The sequence below is a fragment of the Citrifermentans bremense genome (genome assembly GCF_014218275.1).
In the GTDB taxonomy this organism is placed as follows: Bacteria; Desulfobacterota; Desulfuromonadia; order Geobacterales; family Geobacteraceae; genus Geomonas; species Geomonas pelophila.
In genome coordinates, this window is record NZ_AP023213.1 from 697,528 (window position 1) to 716,701 (window position 19,174).

Annotated in this window: 22 protein-coding genes; 3 read left to right on the forward strand and 19 right to left on the reverse strand. The window is 61.8% G+C overall.

The window, feature by feature from the left end; genetic code table 11:
• Positions 1 to 62 precede the first annotated feature (62 nt).
• The gene (clpB, locus tag GEOBRER4_RS02940) at positions 63 to 2,675 is read right to left on the reverse strand and encodes an ATP-dependent chaperone ClpB (RefSeq protein ID WP_185244163.1); all 2,613 of its coding nucleotides are present in this window, start codon (positions 2,673 to 2,675) and stop codon (positions 63 to 65) included.
• 248 nt (positions 2,676 to 2,923) lie between these two features.
• Here clpB and GEOBRER4_RS02945 point away from each other — a divergent pair, with 248 nt between their 5' ends.
• Positions 2,924 to 3,487 (forward strand): hypothetical protein, encoded by a 564-nt coding sequence (locus GEOBRER4_RS02945; protein WP_185244164.1) that lies wholly within the window; start codon positions 2,924 to 2,926, stop codon positions 3,485 to 3,487.
• A gap of 121 nt (positions 3,488 to 3,608) precedes the next feature.
• Here the strand turns inward: GEOBRER4_RS02945 and GEOBRER4_RS02950 are convergent, their stop codons facing one another.
• Positions 3,609 to 4,679: a branched-chain amino acid aminotransferase gene (locus GEOBRER4_RS02950; protein ID WP_085815166.1), complete on the reverse strand. Its 1,071-nt coding sequence runs from the start codon at positions 4,677 to 4,679 to the stop codon at positions 3,609 to 3,611.
• Between the two features lie 237 nt (positions 4,680 to 4,916).
• Here GEOBRER4_RS02950 and rpoH point away from each other — a divergent pair, with 237 nt between their 5' ends.
• The gene (gene rpoH / locus GEOBRER4_RS02955) at positions 4,917 to 5,774 is read left to right on the forward strand and encodes an RNA polymerase sigma factor RpoH (RefSeq protein WP_185244165.1); all 858 of its coding nucleotides are present in this window, start codon (positions 4,917 to 4,919) and stop codon (positions 5,772 to 5,774) included.
• A 139-nt stretch (positions 5,775 to 5,913) separates the two neighbouring features.
• On the opposite strand, the gene plsY is transcribed toward rpoH, so the two are convergent.
• The 4 genes from plsY to GEOBRER4_RS02975 form a co-directional block, all read right to left on the reverse strand.
• The gene (gene plsY / locus GEOBRER4_RS02960) at positions 5,914 to 6,495 is read right to left on the reverse strand and encodes a glycerol-3-phosphate 1-O-acyltransferase PlsY (protein WP_185244166.1); all 582 of its coding nucleotides are present in this window, start codon (positions 6,493 to 6,495) and stop codon (positions 5,914 to 5,916) included.
• A gap of 162 nt (positions 6,496 to 6,657) precedes the next feature.
• The gene (locus GEOBRER4_RS02965) at positions 6,658 to 7,095 is read right to left on the reverse strand and encodes a MauE/DoxX family redox-associated membrane protein (protein WP_185244167.1); all 438 of its coding nucleotides are present in this window, start codon (positions 7,093 to 7,095) and stop codon (positions 6,658 to 6,660) included.
• Positions 7,092 to 7,589: a rhodanese-like domain-containing protein gene (locus GEOBRER4_RS02970; RefSeq protein ID WP_185244168.1), complete on the reverse strand. Its 498-nt coding sequence runs from the start codon at positions 7,587 to 7,589 to the stop codon at positions 7,092 to 7,094. Before GEOBRER4_RS02970 ends, GEOBRER4_RS02965 begins: the two co-directional genes overlap by 4 nt.
• Before the next feature lie 128 nt (positions 7,590 to 7,717).
• Positions 7,718 to 8,158: a UPF0158 family protein gene (locus GEOBRER4_RS02975; RefSeq protein WP_185244169.1), complete on the reverse strand. Its 441-nt coding sequence runs from the start codon at positions 8,156 to 8,158 to the stop codon at positions 7,718 to 7,720.
• 121 nt (positions 8,159 to 8,279) lie between these two features.
• Here GEOBRER4_RS02975 and GEOBRER4_RS02980 point away from each other — a divergent pair, with 121 nt between their 5' ends.
• Positions 8,280 to 8,999 carry a UDP-2,3-diacylglucosamine diphosphatase gene (locus tag GEOBRER4_RS02980; protein ID WP_185244170.1) on the forward strand — a complete coding sequence of 240 codons (720 nt, stop codon included), beginning with the start codon at positions 8,280 to 8,282 and terminating at the stop codon, positions 8,997 to 8,999.
• On the opposite strand, the gene GEOBRER4_RS02985 is transcribed toward GEOBRER4_RS02980, so the two are convergent.
• From GEOBRER4_RS02985 to GEOBRER4_RS03045, 13 genes are all read right to left on the reverse strand, one after another.
• Positions 8,996 to 9,226: a CxxCxxCC domain-containing protein gene (locus GEOBRER4_RS02985; protein ID WP_085813940.1), complete on the reverse strand. Its 231-nt coding sequence runs from the start codon at positions 9,224 to 9,226 to the stop codon at positions 8,996 to 8,998. The two genes, GEOBRER4_RS02980 and GEOBRER4_RS02985, sit on opposite strands and share 4 nt — an antisense overlap.
• A 10-nt stretch (positions 9,227 to 9,236) precedes the next feature.
• Complete coding sequence (locus tag GEOBRER4_RS02990) at positions 9,237 to 10,571, reverse strand: penicillin-binding transpeptidase domain-containing protein (protein WP_185244171.1); 1,335 nt, start codon at positions 10,569 to 10,571, stop codon at positions 9,237 to 9,239.
• 33 nt (positions 10,572 to 10,604) lie between these two features.
• Positions 10,605 to 11,945 (reverse strand): YihY/virulence factor BrkB family protein, encoded by a 1,341-nt coding sequence (locus GEOBRER4_RS02995; protein ID WP_185244172.1) that lies wholly within the window; start codon positions 11,943 to 11,945, stop codon positions 10,605 to 10,607.
• Positions 11,946 to 12,051: 106 nt separating this feature from the next.
• Complete coding sequence (locus tag GEOBRER4_RS03000; protein WP_185244173.1) at positions 12,052 to 12,366, reverse strand: YtxH domain-containing protein; 315 nt, start codon at positions 12,364 to 12,366, stop codon at positions 12,052 to 12,054.
• A gap of 4 nt (positions 12,367 to 12,370) precedes the next feature.
• Entirely contained in the window at positions 12,371 to 12,766 is a 396-nt protein-coding gene (locus GEOBRER4_RS03005; RefSeq protein ID WP_185244174.1) for a DUF948 domain-containing protein, read from the reverse strand.
• Between the two features lie 114 nt (positions 12,767 to 12,880).
• On the reverse strand, positions 12,881 to 13,738 hold the full coding sequence (locus tag GEOBRER4_RS03010; protein ID WP_185244175.1) for a cytochrome C: 858 nt from the start codon (positions 13,736 to 13,738) through the stop codon (positions 12,881 to 12,883).
• Positions 13,739 to 14,092: 354 nt separating this feature from the next.
• Positions 14,093 to 14,929, reverse strand: a complete 837-nt coding sequence (gspN, locus tag GEOBRER4_RS03015; RefSeq protein ID WP_185244176.1) for a type II secretion system protein GspN — start codon at positions 14,927 to 14,929, stop codon at positions 14,093 to 14,095.
• Positions 14,926 to 15,471 (reverse strand): general secretion pathway protein GspM, encoded by a 546-nt coding sequence (locus tag GEOBRER4_RS03020; protein ID WP_185244177.1) that lies wholly within the window; start codon positions 15,469 to 15,471, stop codon positions 14,926 to 14,928. The genes gspN and GEOBRER4_RS03020 overlap by 4 nt, the downstream gene beginning before the upstream one ends.
• Positions 15,468 to 16,754: a type II secretion system protein GspL gene (gene gspL, locus GEOBRER4_RS03025; protein WP_185244178.1), complete on the reverse strand. Its 1,287-nt coding sequence runs from the start codon at positions 16,752 to 16,754 to the stop codon at positions 15,468 to 15,470. Before gspL ends, GEOBRER4_RS03020 begins: the two co-directional genes overlap by 4 nt.
• On the reverse strand, positions 16,754 to 17,692 hold the full coding sequence (gene gspK / locus GEOBRER4_RS03030) for a type II secretion system minor pseudopilin GspK (RefSeq protein ID WP_185244179.1): 939 nt from the start codon (positions 17,690 to 17,692) through the stop codon (positions 16,754 to 16,756). Before gspK ends, gspL begins: the two co-directional genes overlap by 1 nt.
• Positions 17,689 to 18,294: a type II secretion system protein GspJ gene (locus GEOBRER4_RS03035; RefSeq protein WP_085813930.1), complete on the reverse strand. Its 606-nt coding sequence runs from the start codon at positions 18,292 to 18,294 to the stop codon at positions 17,689 to 17,691. The genes gspK and GEOBRER4_RS03035 overlap by 4 nt, the downstream gene beginning before the upstream one ends.
• Positions 18,284 to 18,628, reverse strand: a complete 345-nt coding sequence (locus GEOBRER4_RS03040) for a type IV pilus modification PilV family protein (protein WP_185244180.1) — start codon at positions 18,626 to 18,628, stop codon at positions 18,284 to 18,286. Before GEOBRER4_RS03040 ends, GEOBRER4_RS03035 begins: the two co-directional genes overlap by 11 nt.
• Positions 18,625 to 19,155 (reverse strand): prepilin-type N-terminal cleavage/methylation domain-containing protein, encoded by a 531-nt coding sequence (locus tag GEOBRER4_RS03045; RefSeq protein WP_185244181.1) that lies wholly within the window; start codon positions 19,153 to 19,155, stop codon positions 18,625 to 18,627. The genes GEOBRER4_RS03040 and GEOBRER4_RS03045 overlap by 4 nt, the downstream gene beginning before the upstream one ends.
• Positions 19,156 to 19,174: the final 19 nt, after the last annotated feature.

Consider the following 19,174-nt stretch of genomic DNA (forward strand, 5'->3'; position numbering starts at 1 on the left):
CGGCGCAAAACTGGAGCTTTGCGCCGCGTACATTATCAGTTTTGCCAAAACTAAGCAATTTATTAATTGCCGTTTACGGTGTTGCCCCTTTTCCCGATGGTCAGCGAGTCTCCCTGCGTCGAGAGGTCGACCGCAACTACGTCGCCTGGGGCGAACTTGTTCTCGAGCAGCATGAGCGCCAGCGGGTCCTGGATCTTGCGCTGCAAGGCGCGTTTGAGCGGCCTCGCCCCGTAAGCCGGATCGTAACCCTCCTGGGCCAGGAATTCCCGGGCCTGCTCGGTCACTTCCAGGCCGATTCCCTTTTCCTCCAGCCTCTTGACGAGCGACTGCAACTGGATGGAGACGATCTCCTTGATCCGTTCCAGCGGCAGCGCGTGGTAGATGACGATCTCGTCGACCCGGTTCAGGAACTCCGGCTTGAACGCCTCCCGCAGGGTCTCCATGACCTCGTTCTGCATTCTCCCGTAGTCGGTGGCGCCGTACTGCTGGATCCATTGGGAGCCTAGGTTGCTGGTCATGATGATGACCGAGTTCTTGAAATCGACCGTCCTGCCCTGGCCGTCGGTTAGCCTGCCGTCGTCTAGGATCTGCAGGAAGACGTTGAACACCTCGGGATGGGCCTTCTCGATCTCGTCGAAAAGGACGATGCAATAGGGGCGGCGGCGAACCGCCTCGGTGAGCTGCCCTCCCTCCTCGTAGCCGACGTACCCCGGAGGAGCACCGATCAGGCGCGCCACCGTGTGCTTCTCCTGGTACTCGCTCATGTCGATGCGGACGATGGCCTGGTCGTCGTCGAAGAGAAACGAGGCCAGGGCCCGGGCCGTCTCGGTCTTGCCGACGCCGGTAGGTCCCAGGAAGATGAAGGAGCCTATGGGGCGGTTCGGGTCGGAGAGGCCGCTTCTGGCGCGCCGCACCGCGTTCGCCACCAGGGTGAGCGCCTCGTCCTGGCCTACCACGCGGCTTTTCAGCCGCTCCTCCATCTTGACCAGCTTCTCGGACTCAGTCTCCAGCATCCGGTTCACCGGGATGCCGGTCCACTTCGCCACCACCTCGGCCACCATCTCGGCATCCACCTCTTCGGGAAGCATCTTTCCTTCCTTCTGGATCTGTTCCAGGGTGAGGCGCTTGTCCTCGATCTCCTTCTCGATTGCCGGGATTTCGCCGTAGCGGATCTCAGCAGTGCGGGCCAAAAGTCCGTCGCGCTCGGCCCGTTTCGCCTCCTCGGCCTTGTCCTCCTTGCGCTGCTTCAACTCGCCCAGTTCGGCCAAGAGGTTGGTTTCCCGCTTCCAGTGGCTGTTCAATTCGTCCGACTGGGCTTTCAGCGCTGCCAGCTCCTCTTCCAGTTTTTTCAGCCTTTCCAGCGCCTTCGGGTCGTGCTCGCGCAGCATGGCCTCCCGCTCTATCTGCAGTTGTATGACGCGCCGGTCGATCTCGTCGATCTCGGTCGGCTTCGAGTCCAGCTCGATCCTGAGCCGGGAAGCCGCCTCGTCGATCAAGTCGATCGCCTTGTCGGGGAGGAAGCGATCCGTGATGTAGCGGTCCGAGAGCGTCGCGGCCGCGATGATGGCGCTGTCCTTGATCTGGACCTTGTGGTAGTTCTCGTACTTCTCCTTGAGCCCCCTTAGGATGGAGATGGTTTCCTCCACGCTCGGCTCGCCGGCGTACACCTGCTGGAAGCGCCGCTCAAGCGCCGCGTCCTTTTCTATGTGTTTGCGGTACTCGTTCAGGGTCGTGGCGCCGATGCAGTGCAGCTCGCCGCGGGCGAGGGCCGGTTTCAGCATGTTGGAGGCGTCCATCGCCCCTTCAGCTGCTCCGGCTCCCACCAGAGTGTGCATCTCGTCGATGAAGAGGATGATCTTTCCTTCCGAGCGCGCCACCTCCTTGATCACCGCCTTCAGGCGCTCCTCGAACTCGCCTCTGTACTTGGCTCCTGCGATCAGCGCCCCCATGTCCAGCGCCATGACCACCTTGTCCTTGAGCGTTTCCGGGACGTCTCCAGAAACGATACGCTGGGCGAGCCCCTCGACGATGGCGGTCTTGCCGACGCCTGGCTCCCCGATCAACACCGGGTTGTTCTTGGTGCGGCGCGACAGGACCTGGAGCACCCTCCTTACCTCGTCGTCCCGCCCGATCACGGGGTCGAGCTTCCCCTGGCGGGCCAGGTCGGTGAGGTCGCGGCAGTACTTGGCGAGCGCCTGGAACTTGCCCTCCGGGTTCTGCTCGTTCACCGCCTCGCCGCCGCGCAGCTCCTTGAGCGCGGAGAGGACCCCATCGCGGGTGACCCCGCTCTGGCTCAAGAGCCGTGAGCTGGGTGCGTCCTTGGCAGCCACGAGGGCCAGAAGCAGGTGTTCGGTGGAGACGAACGAGTCGTGCATCGAGTCCGCCTCTTTCTGCGCCTGGTCCAGTACACGGTTCAGCGTGGCGGACATGGACACCTGAGCCGCGCCTGTGACTTTGGGCAGGCGCCTCAGCATCTCCTCGACGCTCTCGCGCAGCCTTGGCAGCGGCGCCCCTATCTTCTTCAAAAGGTCGGGGACGAACCCACCCTCCTGGTCTATTAGGGAGAGCAGCAGGTGTTCGGCCTCGATGCTGCCGGCGGACATGCTTGCTGCTTTCTCCTGCGCCGTCACCAGCGCGTCCTGTGTTTTAACGGTCATCTTTTCCGGTCGTATCATGGTAGTGCCTCCTAAAGTCCTAAAAGAAGATAAGGAGGGGGGAGGGTAGTGTCAAGGCGGGGGAGTTTTTTTAGCTTGAGAGTGTGGGAGGGCGACTTGAATGTCTGCCGCTTTGGCAATGCTTGTGGTGCGCGGCAAGATATGGCATTATCCGCTGGGCAACCGGCGACCCGAAGCATGGTCGCGGGCGCGAGATACCTGCATCAGGCACAAGTGATGACGCTTTGAGATTGGTAGGGGAATAAATTGTGGCAAAGCTGACATTGAACGACGCGGAACATGGCGTCGGGGAAGATCTGGAACTAGACGCCGGGGGCGAAGCCGCTGCCGCTGTCGACGATGACCTGGACGACCCCATTCCTGATGACGATCTTTACTACGGCGATGAGCCGGATGATTTTTTCGACGATGACCAGGATGACGCCGAGGAGCTGGTGTGGGACGGCGACGACCTGTCGAAGCCCGTGGTTCCGACGCCCGGATGTGCCGTCAGTTTCTTCGCCGACAACAAGCGCCACCACGCCATCTGCCTCGCCATCATCGGCGACGAAGTGCTCCTGGAGCACAAAGACGCCACCCGCTGTTTCCTGTTCATCGGGAAAGTCACGGAGATCGTGCCGCGGCTGCGGCGCGGGGTCGTCTCCGCCACCATCACCGTCGGAGCCCTGAAGAAATGCCGCTACCACTCCGTCCCGAAGAAGTGGCTCCAGGAGATGATCCGGACCGGCCAGAGCTGGAAGGGGGTGGAGGGTGGAGGGAAAGTGGCGCCGCCGCCGGGCGACCTTTTGAAGGGACAGATGGACCTGTTTTGAGGATTGGGGGAGATTAAGGACGTTTTGGAAAAGTGGCGGAGGGGCGGGAGCTCCTCTTTATTGAGCGCAATAAAAAAAGCCGCGCGGGGAACTCAACCCGCGCGGCTTTCTATTTATCAGGCTAGATCTTCCTGATCCAGCCGAATTTGTCTTCGATCTTGCCGGTCTGGATCCCGGTCAGTGTGTCGTAGAGCACCTGGGTGTGCTTGCCGACGCCGCCGTCGCCTACCTGGACCGTATCGCCGGCGTAGCTAAGGGTGCCGACCGGGGTGACGACCGCGGCGGTGCCGCTGCCGAACGCCTCGGTGATCTTCCCGCTTTTGAGGTCCGCCATCAGGTCCTTCACGTCGATGCGCCGCTCCTCGACCTTCAGGTTCAGCGACTTGGCCAGGGTCAGCACCGAGTCGCGGGTGATGCCGTGCAGGATGCTCCCTTCAAGCGGCGCGGTGACGATGGTGTCGCCGTAGGCGAAAAACATGTTCATGGAGCCCACTTCCTCGATGTAGCGCTTGTGCACGCCATCCAGCCAAAGCACCTGGTCGAACCCTTTCTTCTTGGCCTCCAGGCCCGCCTTGAGTGAGCTGGCGTAGTTGCCGCCGGTCTTGGCCTCGCCGGTGCCGCCGGGGGTGGCCCTGACGTATTGGTCCTCGACCATGATCTTGACCGGGTTGAAGCCGTTGGCGTAGTAGGCGCCGACCGGGGAGAGTATCACGTAGAAGTAGTAGTGGTCCGAAGGCTTGATGCCGACCAGCGGTTCCACGGCGATCATGGTGGGGCGGATGTAGAGCGAGGTCCCTTCGGCTGCCGGGACCCAGTCGCGCTCGGCGGCCACCAGCTGCTCGATCCCGCCCACGAAGAGTTCCTCGGGGATCTCGGGCATGCAGAGCCTGTCGGCGGAGTGGTTGAAGCGGCGGGCGTTCATCTCGGGGCGGAAGAGGGCGATTGAGCCGTCCTTCCACTTGTAGGCCTTGAGCCCTTCGAAGATTTCCTGTGCATAATGCAACACGAGCGCCGCCGGGTCGAGAAGGAACGGCTCGTACTTCTTGATCCTGGCGTCCACCCACCCCTGGCCGACTTTCCACTCGACCAAAAGCATGCGGTCGGTAAAAATCTTGCCAAAGCCAAGCTGGGACTCGTCGGTGAATTTCGGCTTCTTCTCCCCCTCGCTTAGGGGCACAATCCTGATCTCCATGTGGCAGAACCTCCGGTTTTCGGCGCCAGGCGTCGCTTTTAATTCGATCTTTTCGTTTACCATATTCCCCGTTGCCGGCGCAAGCAATTTAACCCGGCGCAAGCACCTGTTTCGGCCACGGTTATTTCGCGCAGGGCCTTGATTTTTTATATGCTGCTTGTTATATTGTTAGCGCTCACCAGAGCAGAGTGCTAACGGCAGGAGGCAAAACCTGCACTCACAGGGGGTAAAAGTACTATGACACACACCATGCCGGTACCTATTGACAACCTGACCCTTTACCTCACGGAGATCAACCGGTTTCCGCTGCTTTCGGCGGATGAGGAAATGGATTTGGCTACCAGGTTCCGTCGCGAGGGAGACCTGGAGGCGGCGCACCGGCTGATCACCTCCAACCTTCGTTTCGTGGTGAAAATAGCAGGCGAATACCGCTCCTACGGCATGAAGATGCTCGACCTGATCCAGGAGGGGAACATCGGGCTGATGATGGCGGTCAGGAAGTTCGACCCGGAGAAGGGGGTGCGCCTTATCTCCTACGCGGTCTGGTGGATCCGGGCCTACATCCAGAACCACATCATCTCCGCCTGGAGCCTGTTGAAGATCGGGACCACGCAGGCACAGAGAAAGCTGTTCTTCAAGCTGAACCAGGCCAAGCAGGCGATCATCAACATGACCGGCGAAGGGGACCTGCATGCTGCAGCCATCTCGCTGGACGTGAAGGACACCGAGGCACAGGAGATGGAGCAACGCCTCCGGGGTGAGCTTTCACTCGACGTGGAGATGTTCGAAGGCGAGGGGGGAGGGACCTTCCTGGAGAGCCTTCCGGATCTGCGGCAGAACCAGGAGGAGATGCTGGCCGAGCGCCAGGAGACCACGATCCTGGAGCAGAACGTCGCCAGCGCGCTGGAAAACCTGAACGAGAAAGAGCGCTTCGTCATCGAACAGCGCGTAGCCGCGGAAAACCCGATGACCTTGCAGGAAATAGCCGATCATTTCTCCATCTCGCGGGAGCGGGTGCGCCAGATCGAAGAGGGTGCGCTCAAGAAGATGAAACGCCTCCTCACCCCGCTGGTGATGGAAGCCGAGGCGGCGTAACCAGAAGCCGCCGCCACTAGCAGGCCTGATTGAAAAAAGGGCGCCTCCGTCAACGGAAGCGCCCTTTTTCTATTCTGTGTCTTTATCCCTTTCCCTGTCGGCTGGTGTGCGTCCTGTGGCAGGGATTGGCTGCGTTGCGCTAGGCCTTGAACTTGTTCTCGGTCCCTGAGGTGAGCCTTGCGATATTCTCGCGGTGCTTGAAGATGACGATACAGGCGATGACGACGGCCATGACGACGAGCTTCACGCTCCCGCCGGTTGCCCACACCAGTACCGGGATCAGCGCCGCCGCGGTGATGGAGGCAAGCGAGACGTAGCGCCACTTGTAGAGCACGGAACCGAAGATGACTATTCCGAAGAGAACCGAGAGCGGAGAGGTGCCGAGGAAGACGCCAAGGGCGGTCGCCACACCCTTGCCCCCCTTGAACCCCAGGAAGATGGTGTACACGTGCCCGAGGAATGCGCAGAGGCCGGCTGCCGCGACCCAGAGGTCGGGAAGCCCCAGCCACCTGGCGACGAGCACCGGGATAAGCCCCTTCAGGCAGTCCCCGAGAAGGGTGAGTATGCCGAGTTTGCGACCGATGGTCCGGTAGACGTTGGTGGCGCCGATGTTGCCGCTGCCGGCCTCCCTGATGTCCACCCCCATGCTCTTAGCCAGGAGCAGGCCGGTCGGTACCGAGCCGAGGAGGTAGGCGCCTACCAGGAGCAATGTCTCGTTCAAAGAAAGGTCCCCCTGCTGCTTAATGAAAATACGGCGGCATCCTACAGTATTTCGCCCAAAACCGCAAGGGCGGGGGCGGCACCGCAGCTGAAGTGTTTCCCGCTCCATGGGCTATCCGTTTGAAAAGACAACACCTTGGGAAGTCGTTTGGTGAGGGTTGTGTCAGGTGGTGGCAGCGGGGGAAGGGTTTCTTTTCGCCTCGAACCGGAGCACGGCTCCGGCCATCGCGAGAAAGACGACATCCCTGGCCAAGGCGAGCCAGGGGGAGGTTTTGCTTCCCCCGAAGCAGCCGCAGTCGATGTCGAGCCCGCGCACGATCAGGGATGCGAGCGCCACCATGAAGAGGGCGTTCATGGCTGCGACGATGAGCGCGCCGGCCCGGACCCGGTATCCCGACAGCAGCAGCACGCCGCAGATCAGTTCCAGGAAGGGAAGCACCGCCGCGATGAAGTAGCTCCAGAAGTAGGGAAGTATCTGGTAGCTGGCCACGGTCCCGGCAAAGGAGACGGGATCCGCGATCTTCGGGAGCGCGGCGTAGATGAATATCCCGCCCAGGGCGACCCTGACGGCGACAGGAAGGTATCGCTTCAGCCTGTTCATCGCTCCCCCTTGGATACCGGGTAGCCGGCATCCCGCCATTCCGGCAGCCCCCCCTCGAAGACGTAGACCGAGCCGTAACCGGCTGCGATCAGGAGCTTCGCGAGTTCCGTGCTGTCGTGGCAGGAGAAGCCGTTGCAGTAGGCGATGACGACAGCATCCTTGGGAACGTCATCAAGCAGCCGGCTCTTCTCCGTGCGCTGCTTGGCCTCCTCCAGCGGGAGCGGCCGCGCGCCGGCTATGTGCTCCTCGCGAAAGCTCGCCGTGCTGCGCGCGTCCACCACCACAGCCTGTCCGCCGTCCAGCATCTCCTTGACCTGGGCGAGACCGACCGGCATGGGAAGCACTTCGCCCGCCTGCGCTGGGGAGGATTGACTGGTGGGGGCGCCTCGCCAGGCGTCGGCCAGCAGCGTCCGGTTCCAGATCCCTCCGAGCGCCACGGCGGCCAGGACGATGAGCGAGATTTCTATTATTGAAGCGAGGGTACTTTTGGACATTGGTCTGCACTCTTTACCGCATCTGCACCCCGGTTCAGGGGCGGCTGCTCCCCGGGCCGGGGACTATTCACCTGACAGATGTTACGCAAAAGAGATGCCGAGGTCAACAGTGTGGTGGAAAAGGTGTGCTAGTCGAAGCCTCGCTCGGGGGGGTAGATGTCATGCTCTTCCAGCCAATGCGCGGCGCGCGTGGTGAGGAGTTCCTCCCTAAGCGCCTGAAAGCGCTCCTGCTCCTCGGGATAGAAGGAGAGGATCTCGTTGAGCTTTCCGTGCGAATGTTTCCCCGTGAATGCCCGCACCAGCATCGCCTTCAGCCCGTCGTTGGCTATCCCCTGGATGAAAGCGTGCACCATCTGGCGCTCCTGCCCATAGTCGAAGGGGGGGATCTCAAGGTAGCGCTCCCGGTTCGCTCCCACCTCCTCCCAGAAAGGTTCGTCGTCGTAGTCGGCCGGGACGGAGAACACCTCGCCGGTCTCGCGGTCGAGAAAGTAGATCATCTCGGTATCGCCGTTTTCGAAGGCCTCCATCAGGTCTTCCCAGACGATCTCCAGGTTGCGCATCGCGTGCATCTATACCTCTTCAACAGCGGGTTGAAGCCCGCTTGGGATTAACAGAGAAGGAGCGCGGGCTAAATGAGCCTTTGGCGCCTGTTCGCTTTACCAATGGTGCTTTTTTGTATATATTGCGCGCATGCGCAAGATCTTCATCGCCGACGCCCACCTGAAAAGACCGGAAGACCCCAATTACCGGACCCTGGTCCGGTTCCTGGAAAACCTCCCCGCCGACACGGAGACGCTCTATCTTTTGGGGGACATCTTCGAGTTTTGGATCGGCAACCCAAGCCCCGTGTACGGCCACTACGTGGAAATCGTCGACTGCCTGCAGAAGGTGAGGGGGCGCGGCGTGCGCATCGTCTACTTCGAAGGGAACCACGATTTCCACCTGGAGCGCTTCTTCGGGGAAAAACTGCAGGCTGAGGTCCACCGCTCCGGCGCGATGCTGGAAATCGGCGGGCAAAAGGTCTACCTGTGCCACGGGGACCAGATCAACCGCGAGGATTACCGCTACAGGGTCTTCAGGCTGCTGCTGCATAACCCTCTGGTAAAGGCGCTGGTTCCCATCTTCTCCAGAAGGCTTGCGGACCAGGCGGCGGCGACCTTGTCGCAGCGCTCAAGCAGCAAGCACTCACACCGCGGTAGGCGCTGGGATTACGGTGCCATCCTCAACTCCTTCGCCCGCAGCCGCTTCGACTCGGGGTGCGACGCGGTGATCACCGGCCACTACCACCTTCCCATGCTGAAGCGGGAGCCGGGGCGCCTCTTCATCTCCCTGGGCGATTGGATCACCCACTATTCCTACGCGCAGTGGCTGGACGGCGAATTCACCCTGGAGAGCTACCGGGAGGACTAGCCCATCCCGAAGAGCTTCAGGTAGTTTGCTACCCGCAGCTCCAGGGTGGGGGCGGCTATGGCCAGGCAGATGTCGTCGGGGCGGTAGCCGCGGCAGACCGCGGGGCGTTCCTCGTAAATGCCGCAGGAGAGGTTTTCCGTGAGGTGCGGGCATCTCTGCCCGACCTTCTTTCCAAGCGCGCTGATGTCCGGGGCGACACAGCAGGTGCCGCATCCTGAACAACCCATTTCCATCCCCCTACCTGAAAAATGCCTCCAGCGCCTGCTCGCCCACAGAGGTCGCCTTGATGCGCCACTTGTTCCCGTTTACTACCAGCGCCGCCAGAGCTATCTGCGGGTCCTCCATCGGCGCGTAGGCCGCGAACCAACTGTAATGGCCGGCGGGATCGGTCCCGTCGATGGACCCGGTCTTGGCAGCGATGCTGACCGAGGCGAGCATCCGCCTTCCCCTCCTGTCGTGAAATGCCCGGCGCGAGGTGCCGCTTTGCACCGTGGTGGCGAGCATGCGCGCCATAGCCGATGCCGTCTCCGGCGTCATCACGGTCCGCAGCGCCTGCGGCTGGTGCGTGAACACCAGGTTCCCCTTGGCGTCGCGTATCTCGCGGGCGAAGCCCGGGGCCATCATGACGCCTCCGTTGGCGACCGCGGCCATAATGGCGGCGGCATGGAACGGAGATGCCTTCACCTCGCGGTTCAACCCGGCTCCCATCCGCATCAGCTCGTCGACTGTGGCAGGCGTGGGAGCGGTGCTGGCCATTATCGGGGCGCCGGGGAGGAGCGCCTGGTTGAAGCCGTAACGTCCGGCGTACAGAAGCAGCGGGTCGCGTCCCACCACCTCGCCGGCGAGCCTGCCGTACACGGGGTTCACCGATTTACCCATGGCGATGGCGAGCGGCATCTGCTGGTTGCCGCGCCCGGGGTGCACCCGCCAGTACTTGGGGCTTTCCGAGGTGAGCCTGCCGTTGAAGGCGAAGGGGGTCTCCGGCGTTACCTTCTTGCTTTCCAGCGCGGCTGTCGCGGTGACTATCTTGAAGAGCGAGGCGAGCGGGTAGAGGTGGTAGTTCCCGTCCTTCTCCCACCCGGGCTCAATCGAGGAGTGGGATACCATGGCGAGGATGCGCCCGGTCCTGGGCTCCATGGCGACGAAGAGCCCGTAGGGGACCTTGTAGTCGGTCAGCACCTTCTCGACCCGCTTCTGCACCTCATCGTTGATGGCGTACACCACCTGTCCCCCCTGCGGCAGCGGGGCGACGTAGGAATCTCCCTGCACCTGGGCCTTCGGGTAGGCCTCGGCCGCCAGGCGGAAGGCGCTCCCCTGGTCAAGGTTCTTCAGGGAAACCGTGGCCGCCGCGGCTGACGTCGTGGCAGTTTTGGAGGGTGAGGAGTTCAACAGGGAGATAATCGGGTAGGAGGCGAGCAGTACCGCGATGACCCCCAGGGCGATGCCGTAGCGCTTCTTGCGCGGCTTGTCGTCGTCCAGGATCTTCTTGAAGGCGTTGCGCCCTTCAGGTCTCTTGGCCCTGCCTGATCTATTGCTTCGCTTCTGCTTGTCTATGTCTTTGAAATCTTGCATAACCCGCTTCGCAACTGAAGTTTAATCGGGCCACTATATGTCAACTGCTCCCTCTTTGTCAACGCCGGCCGGGCTCTTTTCTGGAACCGCAAGATCCATCAGCGTGCGCCCCTCCAGGGCGCTTGTCAGCGCCGCGTCGACCGTCTGCACGATCTCTTCGGCCTCGTCTTCTCCCTCGATGGAAGAGTAGGCTCCTCGGTTTCTAAGTGAAAGGAGCACCTCGGAGATGGTGACCCGGTTCAGGTCCCGCGCCGGGTAGTAGCACTCCCCCTCGCCGGCGCAGACGAGAAAGCCTTCCTCGCGCAGGTGCTCCAGGGTGTCGCGCACGATGCGCAGCGGCATGTTCAGTCTGGCGGCCAGGTGCTGCTCTCCCCACCCCGGGGCTCCCTGGTAGAAAGCCTCCCCGATGTGTCTGAGCGCGGCCAGGGCCACCAGTTCCTGCAGGGTGGGGCTGATGCTCCTCCCCCGGATGTCCCGGCGGAAATAGGCCCGGTTCTGGTGCGCCGCCACCACCTCCATCCCAAAAAGGACGATGATCCAGCTGACGTAGATCCAGACCATCAGGATGGGGAGCGCCGCCAGCGTACCGTAGATGGCGTTGTAGTTGCCGGCACCCACCTGGAAGTGGATGTAGGCCCACTGGGCGAACTGCCAGAGTGTCCCGGCAAAGACCGCCCCGATCAGGGCCGAGGTGTAGCGGACCCGTGTGTTGGGTATGAAGGTGTAGAGCAGGAAGATGGCCACCCACACGCTCAGGTACGGGGTGAGGCCTAGCATGAAAAGGAAGAGATCGCCCAGGTAGGTCCGCTCCATCAGCCACCCGATGAGCCACTTGCTCTGCAGGGTGGTGGTGATGCTGGTGGCAGCGAGCAAAAGCAGCGGCGCGCTGATCAGGACGCTCAGGTAGTCGCTGAACTTGCGGTACAGGGAACGGGTCTCCTGGACTCCCCAGGCGACGTTAAAAGCCTCCTCGACGCTTCCCAGCATGCTGATGGCGGTGAAGAGAAGCGCGGCGAGGCCGATGGCGCCGACCGAGCCCATGTTGGTGTTGCCGATGTAGGAGACCACCCGGTTCACCACCTCCTCCGAACCGGCAGTCACCTGTTTCAGGATCAGGGGGGCGAGCCGGTTCTGGGCCCCGAGCCCCTTCAGGACCGAGAAGGCAAGGGCCAGAAGCGGCACCAGCGACAAAACCGTGGTGAAGGAGAGGGCGGTGGCCCGCAGAAGCGAGTTGTTGGCCATGAAGTTGGAAAAGGTGAAGCTTAAAAACTGCAGCAGCCGGACCATCTTCCCCTTGAAGCCGCCGACGGCTGAGGGATCGTATTCCCAGATGCGCCCGGTGGAGAAGGGCCTTTTTGAGCTGGATTCTGTCATAGCCTGAAGCACCGATTACCTTGGCCGGGGGGCGGGGCCGCCCGGGAATTGACGAGCCGCCAAGAAAAAAGCCCACCGAAGTGGGCTTTCAAAGGGGCGGTCTTTGTTAGAGCTCCGCTTTTTGTTTTTCCTTCTCCCGCTCCATCGCCTCTTTGCCTGCCTCTATGGCGGAGGTGATGATGCTTTTCTTCTCGAGGACCAGGTCCTTGCCGTCTTCATAGCTGGCCCTGATCTTGTCCTGCGCCTCGTTGGCGTATTCCTTGATCTTGTCGACCGCGTCGTCGGCCAACTCCTTGATCTTGCCGCGCATTTCCTCGCCGGTCTTGGGGGCAAGCAGCAAAGCCGCCCCGATCCCTACGGCGGCGCCGGCAACGAAGGAGAGAAGCATGGTACCGGTTCCGATATCTTTATCTTTGGACATGAAGTCACCCCCTGATTTTTGATCTGACAATTCTATCAGCAATAAATTTCCCCGCAACCTTCGCGCCCGTAAGCCAGACAGTGGAGTTACGGGCAACGTCTGTTGCGATGCCTAGTACTTTGTTGATCATCCTTATGTTGTGTCCGGCGTGGCCCAGCTCGCTCAAAAGCATGTTGACGCCGTCGGCGTTGGCTGCGGCTGAGCTCGTGACGACCTGAATGTCAGCGACCGTCTCGCGCAGATCGTTGATGAGCGGCTTCAGCTCCTTTTGCAGCGAGTCAGTGGCCTCTTGCAGTGAGACAGCGGCCTTTTTCATTTCAGCAAGGACAGGTATCAGGCACATTGCCAGCACCACGAGTGTCACCGCTGTCACTGCCGAGGTTATCTGTAGTAAGAGCATGCAATCCTCCTGGTACTGTTGGAACTGGTTGTCGGCGTGGTAAGGCTCAATGGAAGGGGGCAAAAAAGGTCGGGGAGGCCGCAAGCGCGGCCTCCCCGGTTGCTGCAGGAGTCGTTACTTCTTGGCCGGTTTGGCCGGTTTGGCCGCGGGCTTGGCGGCAGCCGGTGCTGCTGCCGGCTCGCTCCAGCGGTTCAGGTCGTGAGCGATGCTGTGGCACTCGCCGCATTTCGGGAACTTAGCCATGATGGCGGCCGGGTGCGGTTTGACGTGGCACTGGGTGCACTGCGGCACGGTCTTGTGCTTGTTCTGGTGGCAGTAGACGCATGCGAGCTTGCTGTGCTTCGCCGGGCTTGCAGCCAGCAGGGTGAACGCCTTCTTGTGGCAGGCGGCGCACATCTTCGACGGGGTGTCGGACTTGTAGGTCACGTCGGTCGGCTTGTGGGCCTGGTGGCAGACCTTGCAGTCTTTCTGCACGATGTCGGCGGAGTGCGACTTGTGGCACTGGGTGCAGTCCGGGATCCTGCCGTGGACGTTGTGGCAGAAGGAGCAGTTAAGAGCGGTGTGCTTGCTCTTGAACTGGCGCAGCTGCTCGATCTGGTTGGTATGGCAGGTGAGGCACGGATCGGTGACGTTGTTGCCGAACTTTATGTTCTTCGGAGTATGGGGGTTGGAGTGGCAGCCGAGGCAGCCCTGGAGCTTGTAGTGCGGCTTGCCTTCATGGCACTGGCTGCACTGCGGGATCGGCTTCTTGACCTTGGGCGGGTGGCCTACGTGACAGTCCTGGCAGGTCACTTCGGTCTTGTGCTTGCCGCCTGCCTGGGCGATGGCCTTGGGTGCCGCGTCATGGCATTTCGCACAGTCTGCATTGGTCAGTGTTGCAGCAGCAGGTGCAGTATCGGCTGCAGCTGCCGTTCCCACAAACGCGAACAGCGCTAAGGCCGATATTAGATTCAAAATCTTTGCTACTCTCATTGCCCCCTCCTTAGGTTTAAAACAGAGTTAATTATAAGCATGGATTTATATAACGTCTCAAGGGGAGTTGTCAAGATATTAGGGAGTAAAAGGAGCCGTAGATCGTGCTTCTTGGCGCCGATTTCGGGGAAGGAACAGGAATAGCCGGAGGGAAAATCAGAGCGGACAGGAATAGCCGGTTGCCGGGAACGTTCTTCAGCTTCTGACAAGCTGGATGACATAGGCGAAGAGGTTTCTTCCGGGTGCTAGTTCAGCGCTTGTTACGGGTGACGATGGGCAGTATATTCCGGACCGGAAAATACAATCCGCGCACTGTCCTGATAGCATCCGCAGCGGGAATTAACACCTCCCGATTCAGATGGTGGGGTGTGCCAGCGTGCCGCGGATCGGGATGCGGAAGGCGCCGGGGGAACTCTGGTACTTGGTGAGGAGCAGGAAAACGAACTTCTGGCGCTCCAGGAAGGAGGGCTTGGGCATCATCTCCATGGTTAGGTTGAGCGGCGAAGCCCCAACGGGCTTGCCGAGTTGGGTGTCCCCCGAGATGCGCACGTAGATGCCGTCGCCGTTCAGGGTGAAGCTTTTGAGGGTAGCGCGCCCCTTGTCGATGCTGAGCGCGCCGCGCACCTCGCGGTAGGCCGCGTCGGGAAGCGGCATGGTACCCACCTTGACCCCCGCGACCTCGGCGCCTTTCACCTCCAGCTGCATCTCCCCGTGGCCCCCCCCTTTGCCGGGCGTGAGCTTCCCGGTGAGACGCATCTCTCCCTTGACGTTGGCCTCGGCCACATTCTTGAAGAAGGGGATCTCCTCCAGGCGCACGCCCCGGCAGTTGAGGTCCCAGCCTGGTTTTTTGCCGAGAGTGACTTCCCCCTTCACCTCTCCCGCGCCGATCCCCCCGCTGCAGGCGACTGCGACCTTGCCGGTCAAAAGCGGGAGCAGTTCAAGACGCACCTTGGCGTCGCGCAGCTGCAGCAGCGCCCCCTTCTCCGAGCCGAGCTCCAGGGTCCGGGCCGAGAACCCCACTGGAAGGCTCTTGCCGAAGCCGGTGCAGCGCAGGGTGTACCCGGCATTCGCGCAGATCCGGGTGAGGAGCCCCTCGACCGAGCGGCTCGGTACGAAGAGGATGGTCAGAAAGAGAAAGCATGCGATCGCCACAGGGATGCCGCAGGCGAGATAAAGGGTGCGTCTTTTCATTTCGTCCCCGCCGGCGCAGGTTTGATGAGCGCGATGGTTAGCGCCAGGTCGAGCTTTGCCGGGTCGTCGAAGCGCTGCTTGATCAGGGCCTTCTTGACCGTCACCGGGCGCGCCCCCTTCTCCAGGCGGTGGATCAGGTTCACCGCCTCGTTGGCGCTAAGCCCCTCCATGCGAACTTCGGCGGCGTCCTCGACGTAGCCGGGGATCTCCTCCCCCTTCACCGGCTTGATCTGGCTGCTGCGCCCCTTGATGCCGATTTCCTCCACGATCTTGGCCGGGGAGTCATCGGGCTTGGTGGCGAGGAGCCGGTTGGCCAGGCGCTCGGCGCCGGCGCTGGCGCTCTGGTAACGTAGCTTCAACTGCATCATCTCGGCGATGTCGGCCTCGCGGGCCGCGCGCTTTCTCTCCAGCGCCTTGATCTTGCCGTTCATGGCGGAAACGGCGACGATCACCGCCAGCACCACGGCGACGGCTATACCCAGGCGTTGCCTGCTGCGGGAATCCAGCCCCTGCAGAGCATTGATGATCTCTTCCCGGCTCATCGGGTCACCTCCTTCATGGTACCGCTCAGCGTGAAGGAGACGCTGCCGTCCGGGCGCGACTTGGTTTCGCTCACCTCGGCCTTATCCAGCAGGGCGGCCGCACGGCTCTTGAAATCGTTGGCGGCCTGGAAGCTCTTGGCGTCCCCCTTGAGGCGCACCTCGGTCCCGGTAACTTCGGCCTCGTAGATACCCCCGACGTCATCGTTCTTGGCCTGGGCAAGGTCCTTGAAAAGCTGCAGCACGTTGCTGGAGGTCTTGGCCCCTTCCAGCCTCTTGATCTCGGAGCGGATCTCGGACACCTCGTCGACCGCCTTCTTCCTGGTGGGGAAGACCTCCTTGTAGATCGCGGCGATGGAGCGGTCCAGGGAGGCCAGGTCCTTTTTCACCAGGTAGTAGCGCACCCCGCTCTCGGCGATGATGAGGAGCACCAGGGCCGCCGCGAGCATCATGGTCACACGCAGGCGCTGGTACAGCTTTTCGCTTCCAGCCGTGTAGGCAAGCGGGCCGCGGCGCAGGTTGATGGCGGAACCGTCCGCCGCCGCGGCGGCGACGGCATAGGCGCCGGCCAGGTCATGAGCCGCATGGCTGTTGTCGGCAAAAGCCTCGAAGAGCCCGGGGGCAGCTGAGAGTCCTCCCCCTCCTTGCGTGTCTGCCGCGTGGGTGATGATCTTTTCCACTTTGACGGTGCGGGCGAGTTCCACCGCAGCGACGGTCCTGGAGATCTCGGCATCGCCGGAGTTAGGCGGAAGGGCCCGGAAGAAGATGGCGCCGCCGTCCTTGTATGCTGAGAGGGCCTCGCCGTCGCTCACCGCCACCGTACCGTGGGCTGGCGCGAGCCGGTTCCAGTGGAAAAGCGATGCGGTCACCATCTCCGGCTCCAGCCCGGCATCCTTCAGGGTCTCGATCATCCCGGAGAGCTCGCCCGCGTGCCCCCAGATGGCGAGCACCTTTCCCTCGGGAAGCGGCAGCGCGTCGAAGACCAGGTCGTCGGTGTCCAGAGCGGTCTCGCCCTTCAACTCAAGGGGGAGGAGGTCTCGCACCTTGGAGCGGTCCGTAATCGGGAGCTCCAGTTCCCGCATGAAGAGCTGGGAGGGGGGAACGGCCAGGATCACCCGGTGCTCCCCTTCGGCGATCAGGCTCGTCTTCAGGATGCGGGAAAGCTCCCCTTCCTCGCCCTGCAGGGGGTGGCGCTCCGCGGAGAGGAAGTTCACCCCCCCCTTGCGGGGCTTGAAGGAGGCGAGGACCAGCTCGGTCCTTTTAAGCTGCACGATCAGCATATCCATCAATACTCTCTCCAATAAAGAACTTCTGGCGTCGTCCCGCCGGTGCGGACGACGGCCTCGGCCACGGCTACGCTTTCTCCAACTTTTCCCTCGGAGCGGATCCGGTACACGTTCCCCATGTAGCAGACCTTCAGGGAGATGAACGCGGCTATCGAATCTACGCCGGGGATCTTGTTGAGATCCCCATCCTTGATGGGATGGGTTTTGCGGTAGTCGATTATCCTGTCCACGAGGTCATCGGTCATCTTGTCATCAATGGCTGCGAGCAAATCCCGATTCGCTGTATTGACGTTGATCTTCGTTCCTGCCTCATGCTCCCCGTTGGTGCTGGCGCCGTAGGTGGTCACCAAAGCTCTGAGCTTCATCAACACTTCCGGCGTATACCCCTTTACTAACGCCAATTCATCCACCGTCTCCAAAGGCCTGTTCTTCGCGGCGTAAGGGAGCTTGAGGTTACCGTAGTAGCTGCTTTCGGCACCGCCGGGAAGTGGAGTGTCGTTCTCGTCCACCCAGTCCATAAGGGATTCGCCGAGGTCGGTAGGGAGCTTCAACCTGGTCAGCAGGCGCACCAGCATCAGCGTCTGCTCGTTCGAGGTGCCGTTGGTTGTGGTAGCTGAATTCAGGTTCAGCTTCCCGCTCTCCTCCTCGATGGTGATGGTCACCGTACCGTTGTCGGTCTCGAAGGACTGCGGTTTTGCCCAGGGCTCAAGAAGGGAGCTGTACGCTGCGCCGAGCCTCATGGCGCTGGAGACCTGCAGCAGCTTGATCCCGCCCGCCACCCCCGATTCCGCCAGTATCCCCGCCTGCTGCGAGGCGACGAAGTTGTGGCTGTGTGAGGTGTCGACGTAGACTTCGTTCACGAACTCCACCAGGAGCGCCACGAGCAGGGTAGTGACGATCAGGGTTATCACCAGGGCGAACCCTTTTTCCCCCCTCATCGCGTGAGCCTCTGCGAGGCGATGGTGCTGAGCTCCTCGCCTCCCTTGAGCGTGATGGTGGCCCTCACCTGTTTGGGAAGGAAGCCATTCAGCGCGGTGTCCCAGCTCTTCACCCACTTGTTGCCGTCCCAGCACTCGACCAGGAACCCCTCGATCTCGTCCACCACGGGGTAGGGGGCGGACTTCACCTTTACGTCCAGATAGGGGTCACGCGCCTCGCGCTGCAGCGAAAGCGCCTGATCTTCACCCTTTTCCAGAACCGAGTAGCGCAGCACCACGATGCCCGAAGCGGGGGCAGGATCGACGCGGGGAGGGGCGATGGCGGTGAACTGCAAAAGCGAAGCGGGCTTTCCGAAGCTGTCCCGGTCCTCGACCACGAAATGCAGCCTCTCGTTGTTTTTGTTGAAGAAGCAGGAGGAGAGCTCGTCGTGCAGCTTCCCGAGCGTGGTGGAGAGTTCCCGGCGCTGCTCGATCCGCTGTCCCCCCTTCTCCCGCGCGGCAACGACCGAAAAGTAGGTGCCGTAGAGGGCGCCGGCGAGGATAACCAGGAGCGCCAGCGCGATCAGGAGCTCTATGAGGGTGAAACCCCTGTTATTGCGCATTTTGCGGTGCGTATTGCACAAGCGTAAGCCTCTTGGCGTCGTCGTCCCAGGTCACCGTGAGGCGGATCTGGTTCAGTCCCGGGAGCTCGGTCTTGGTGATCTCGCGCACCCACTTGTGCCCCGGGTGGTTCGGCGCGAAGTCCCCCTTGTCTTCGGCGACCTTGGCGAACTCGGGATCCTCGAGCTTTGCGCGCCCCAAAAGGACGGCGGTCGTTTCTTCGGCGTCGTTACCCACCTGGGACAGGTGGTGGTTCAGCGAGGAGATCACGGTGAGGAGCACCCCGGCCGTGATGGCGAGCGCGATCATCACCTCCAGGAGAGTAAATCCTCTCATGCGCCAACCTCCTGGTACCCTTCGAGCACCTTCACCTTACCGCCGGAAGGGTAGGCGATGACGGTGTACTGCTTCTCCCCACCCTTCAGGTGAATGGTCATGCCGTCGGCGATTCCGCCGGGGCCGAAGGTGACAGTCGCTTCGCCCTCTGTCAGAAGGCCCAGCGACGGGACGTTCACGTCCTCGATGTCGATCCCCTCTTCGACCAACCGCCGGTTCATGAACTGGTCATCCGGCTGCAACTCCTCCCCGGAGGGGGAAACCCGGGTGATGCGGGTGCTGTTGTCGTTGAGGTCCAAGTGCAGGCGGTAGACCTTCTTGGTGATGATGGCCTGGTCGTTCAGGAACCTGATCCCGCTGCCGAGGTTGCGCGCCGAGTTTTTCAGCTTGGTTGCCTCGGTGTCGGGCAGGCGCGGAAAGACGAGTCCCGCTGCGAGAGAGATGATGAAGATCACCACCATGAGCTCCAGGAGCGTGAACCCGGCACTGCAGCGGCTTAGAATTTTACCCGTACCCTTACCCGCCAAAGTTTCGCTGCCCCCGTTA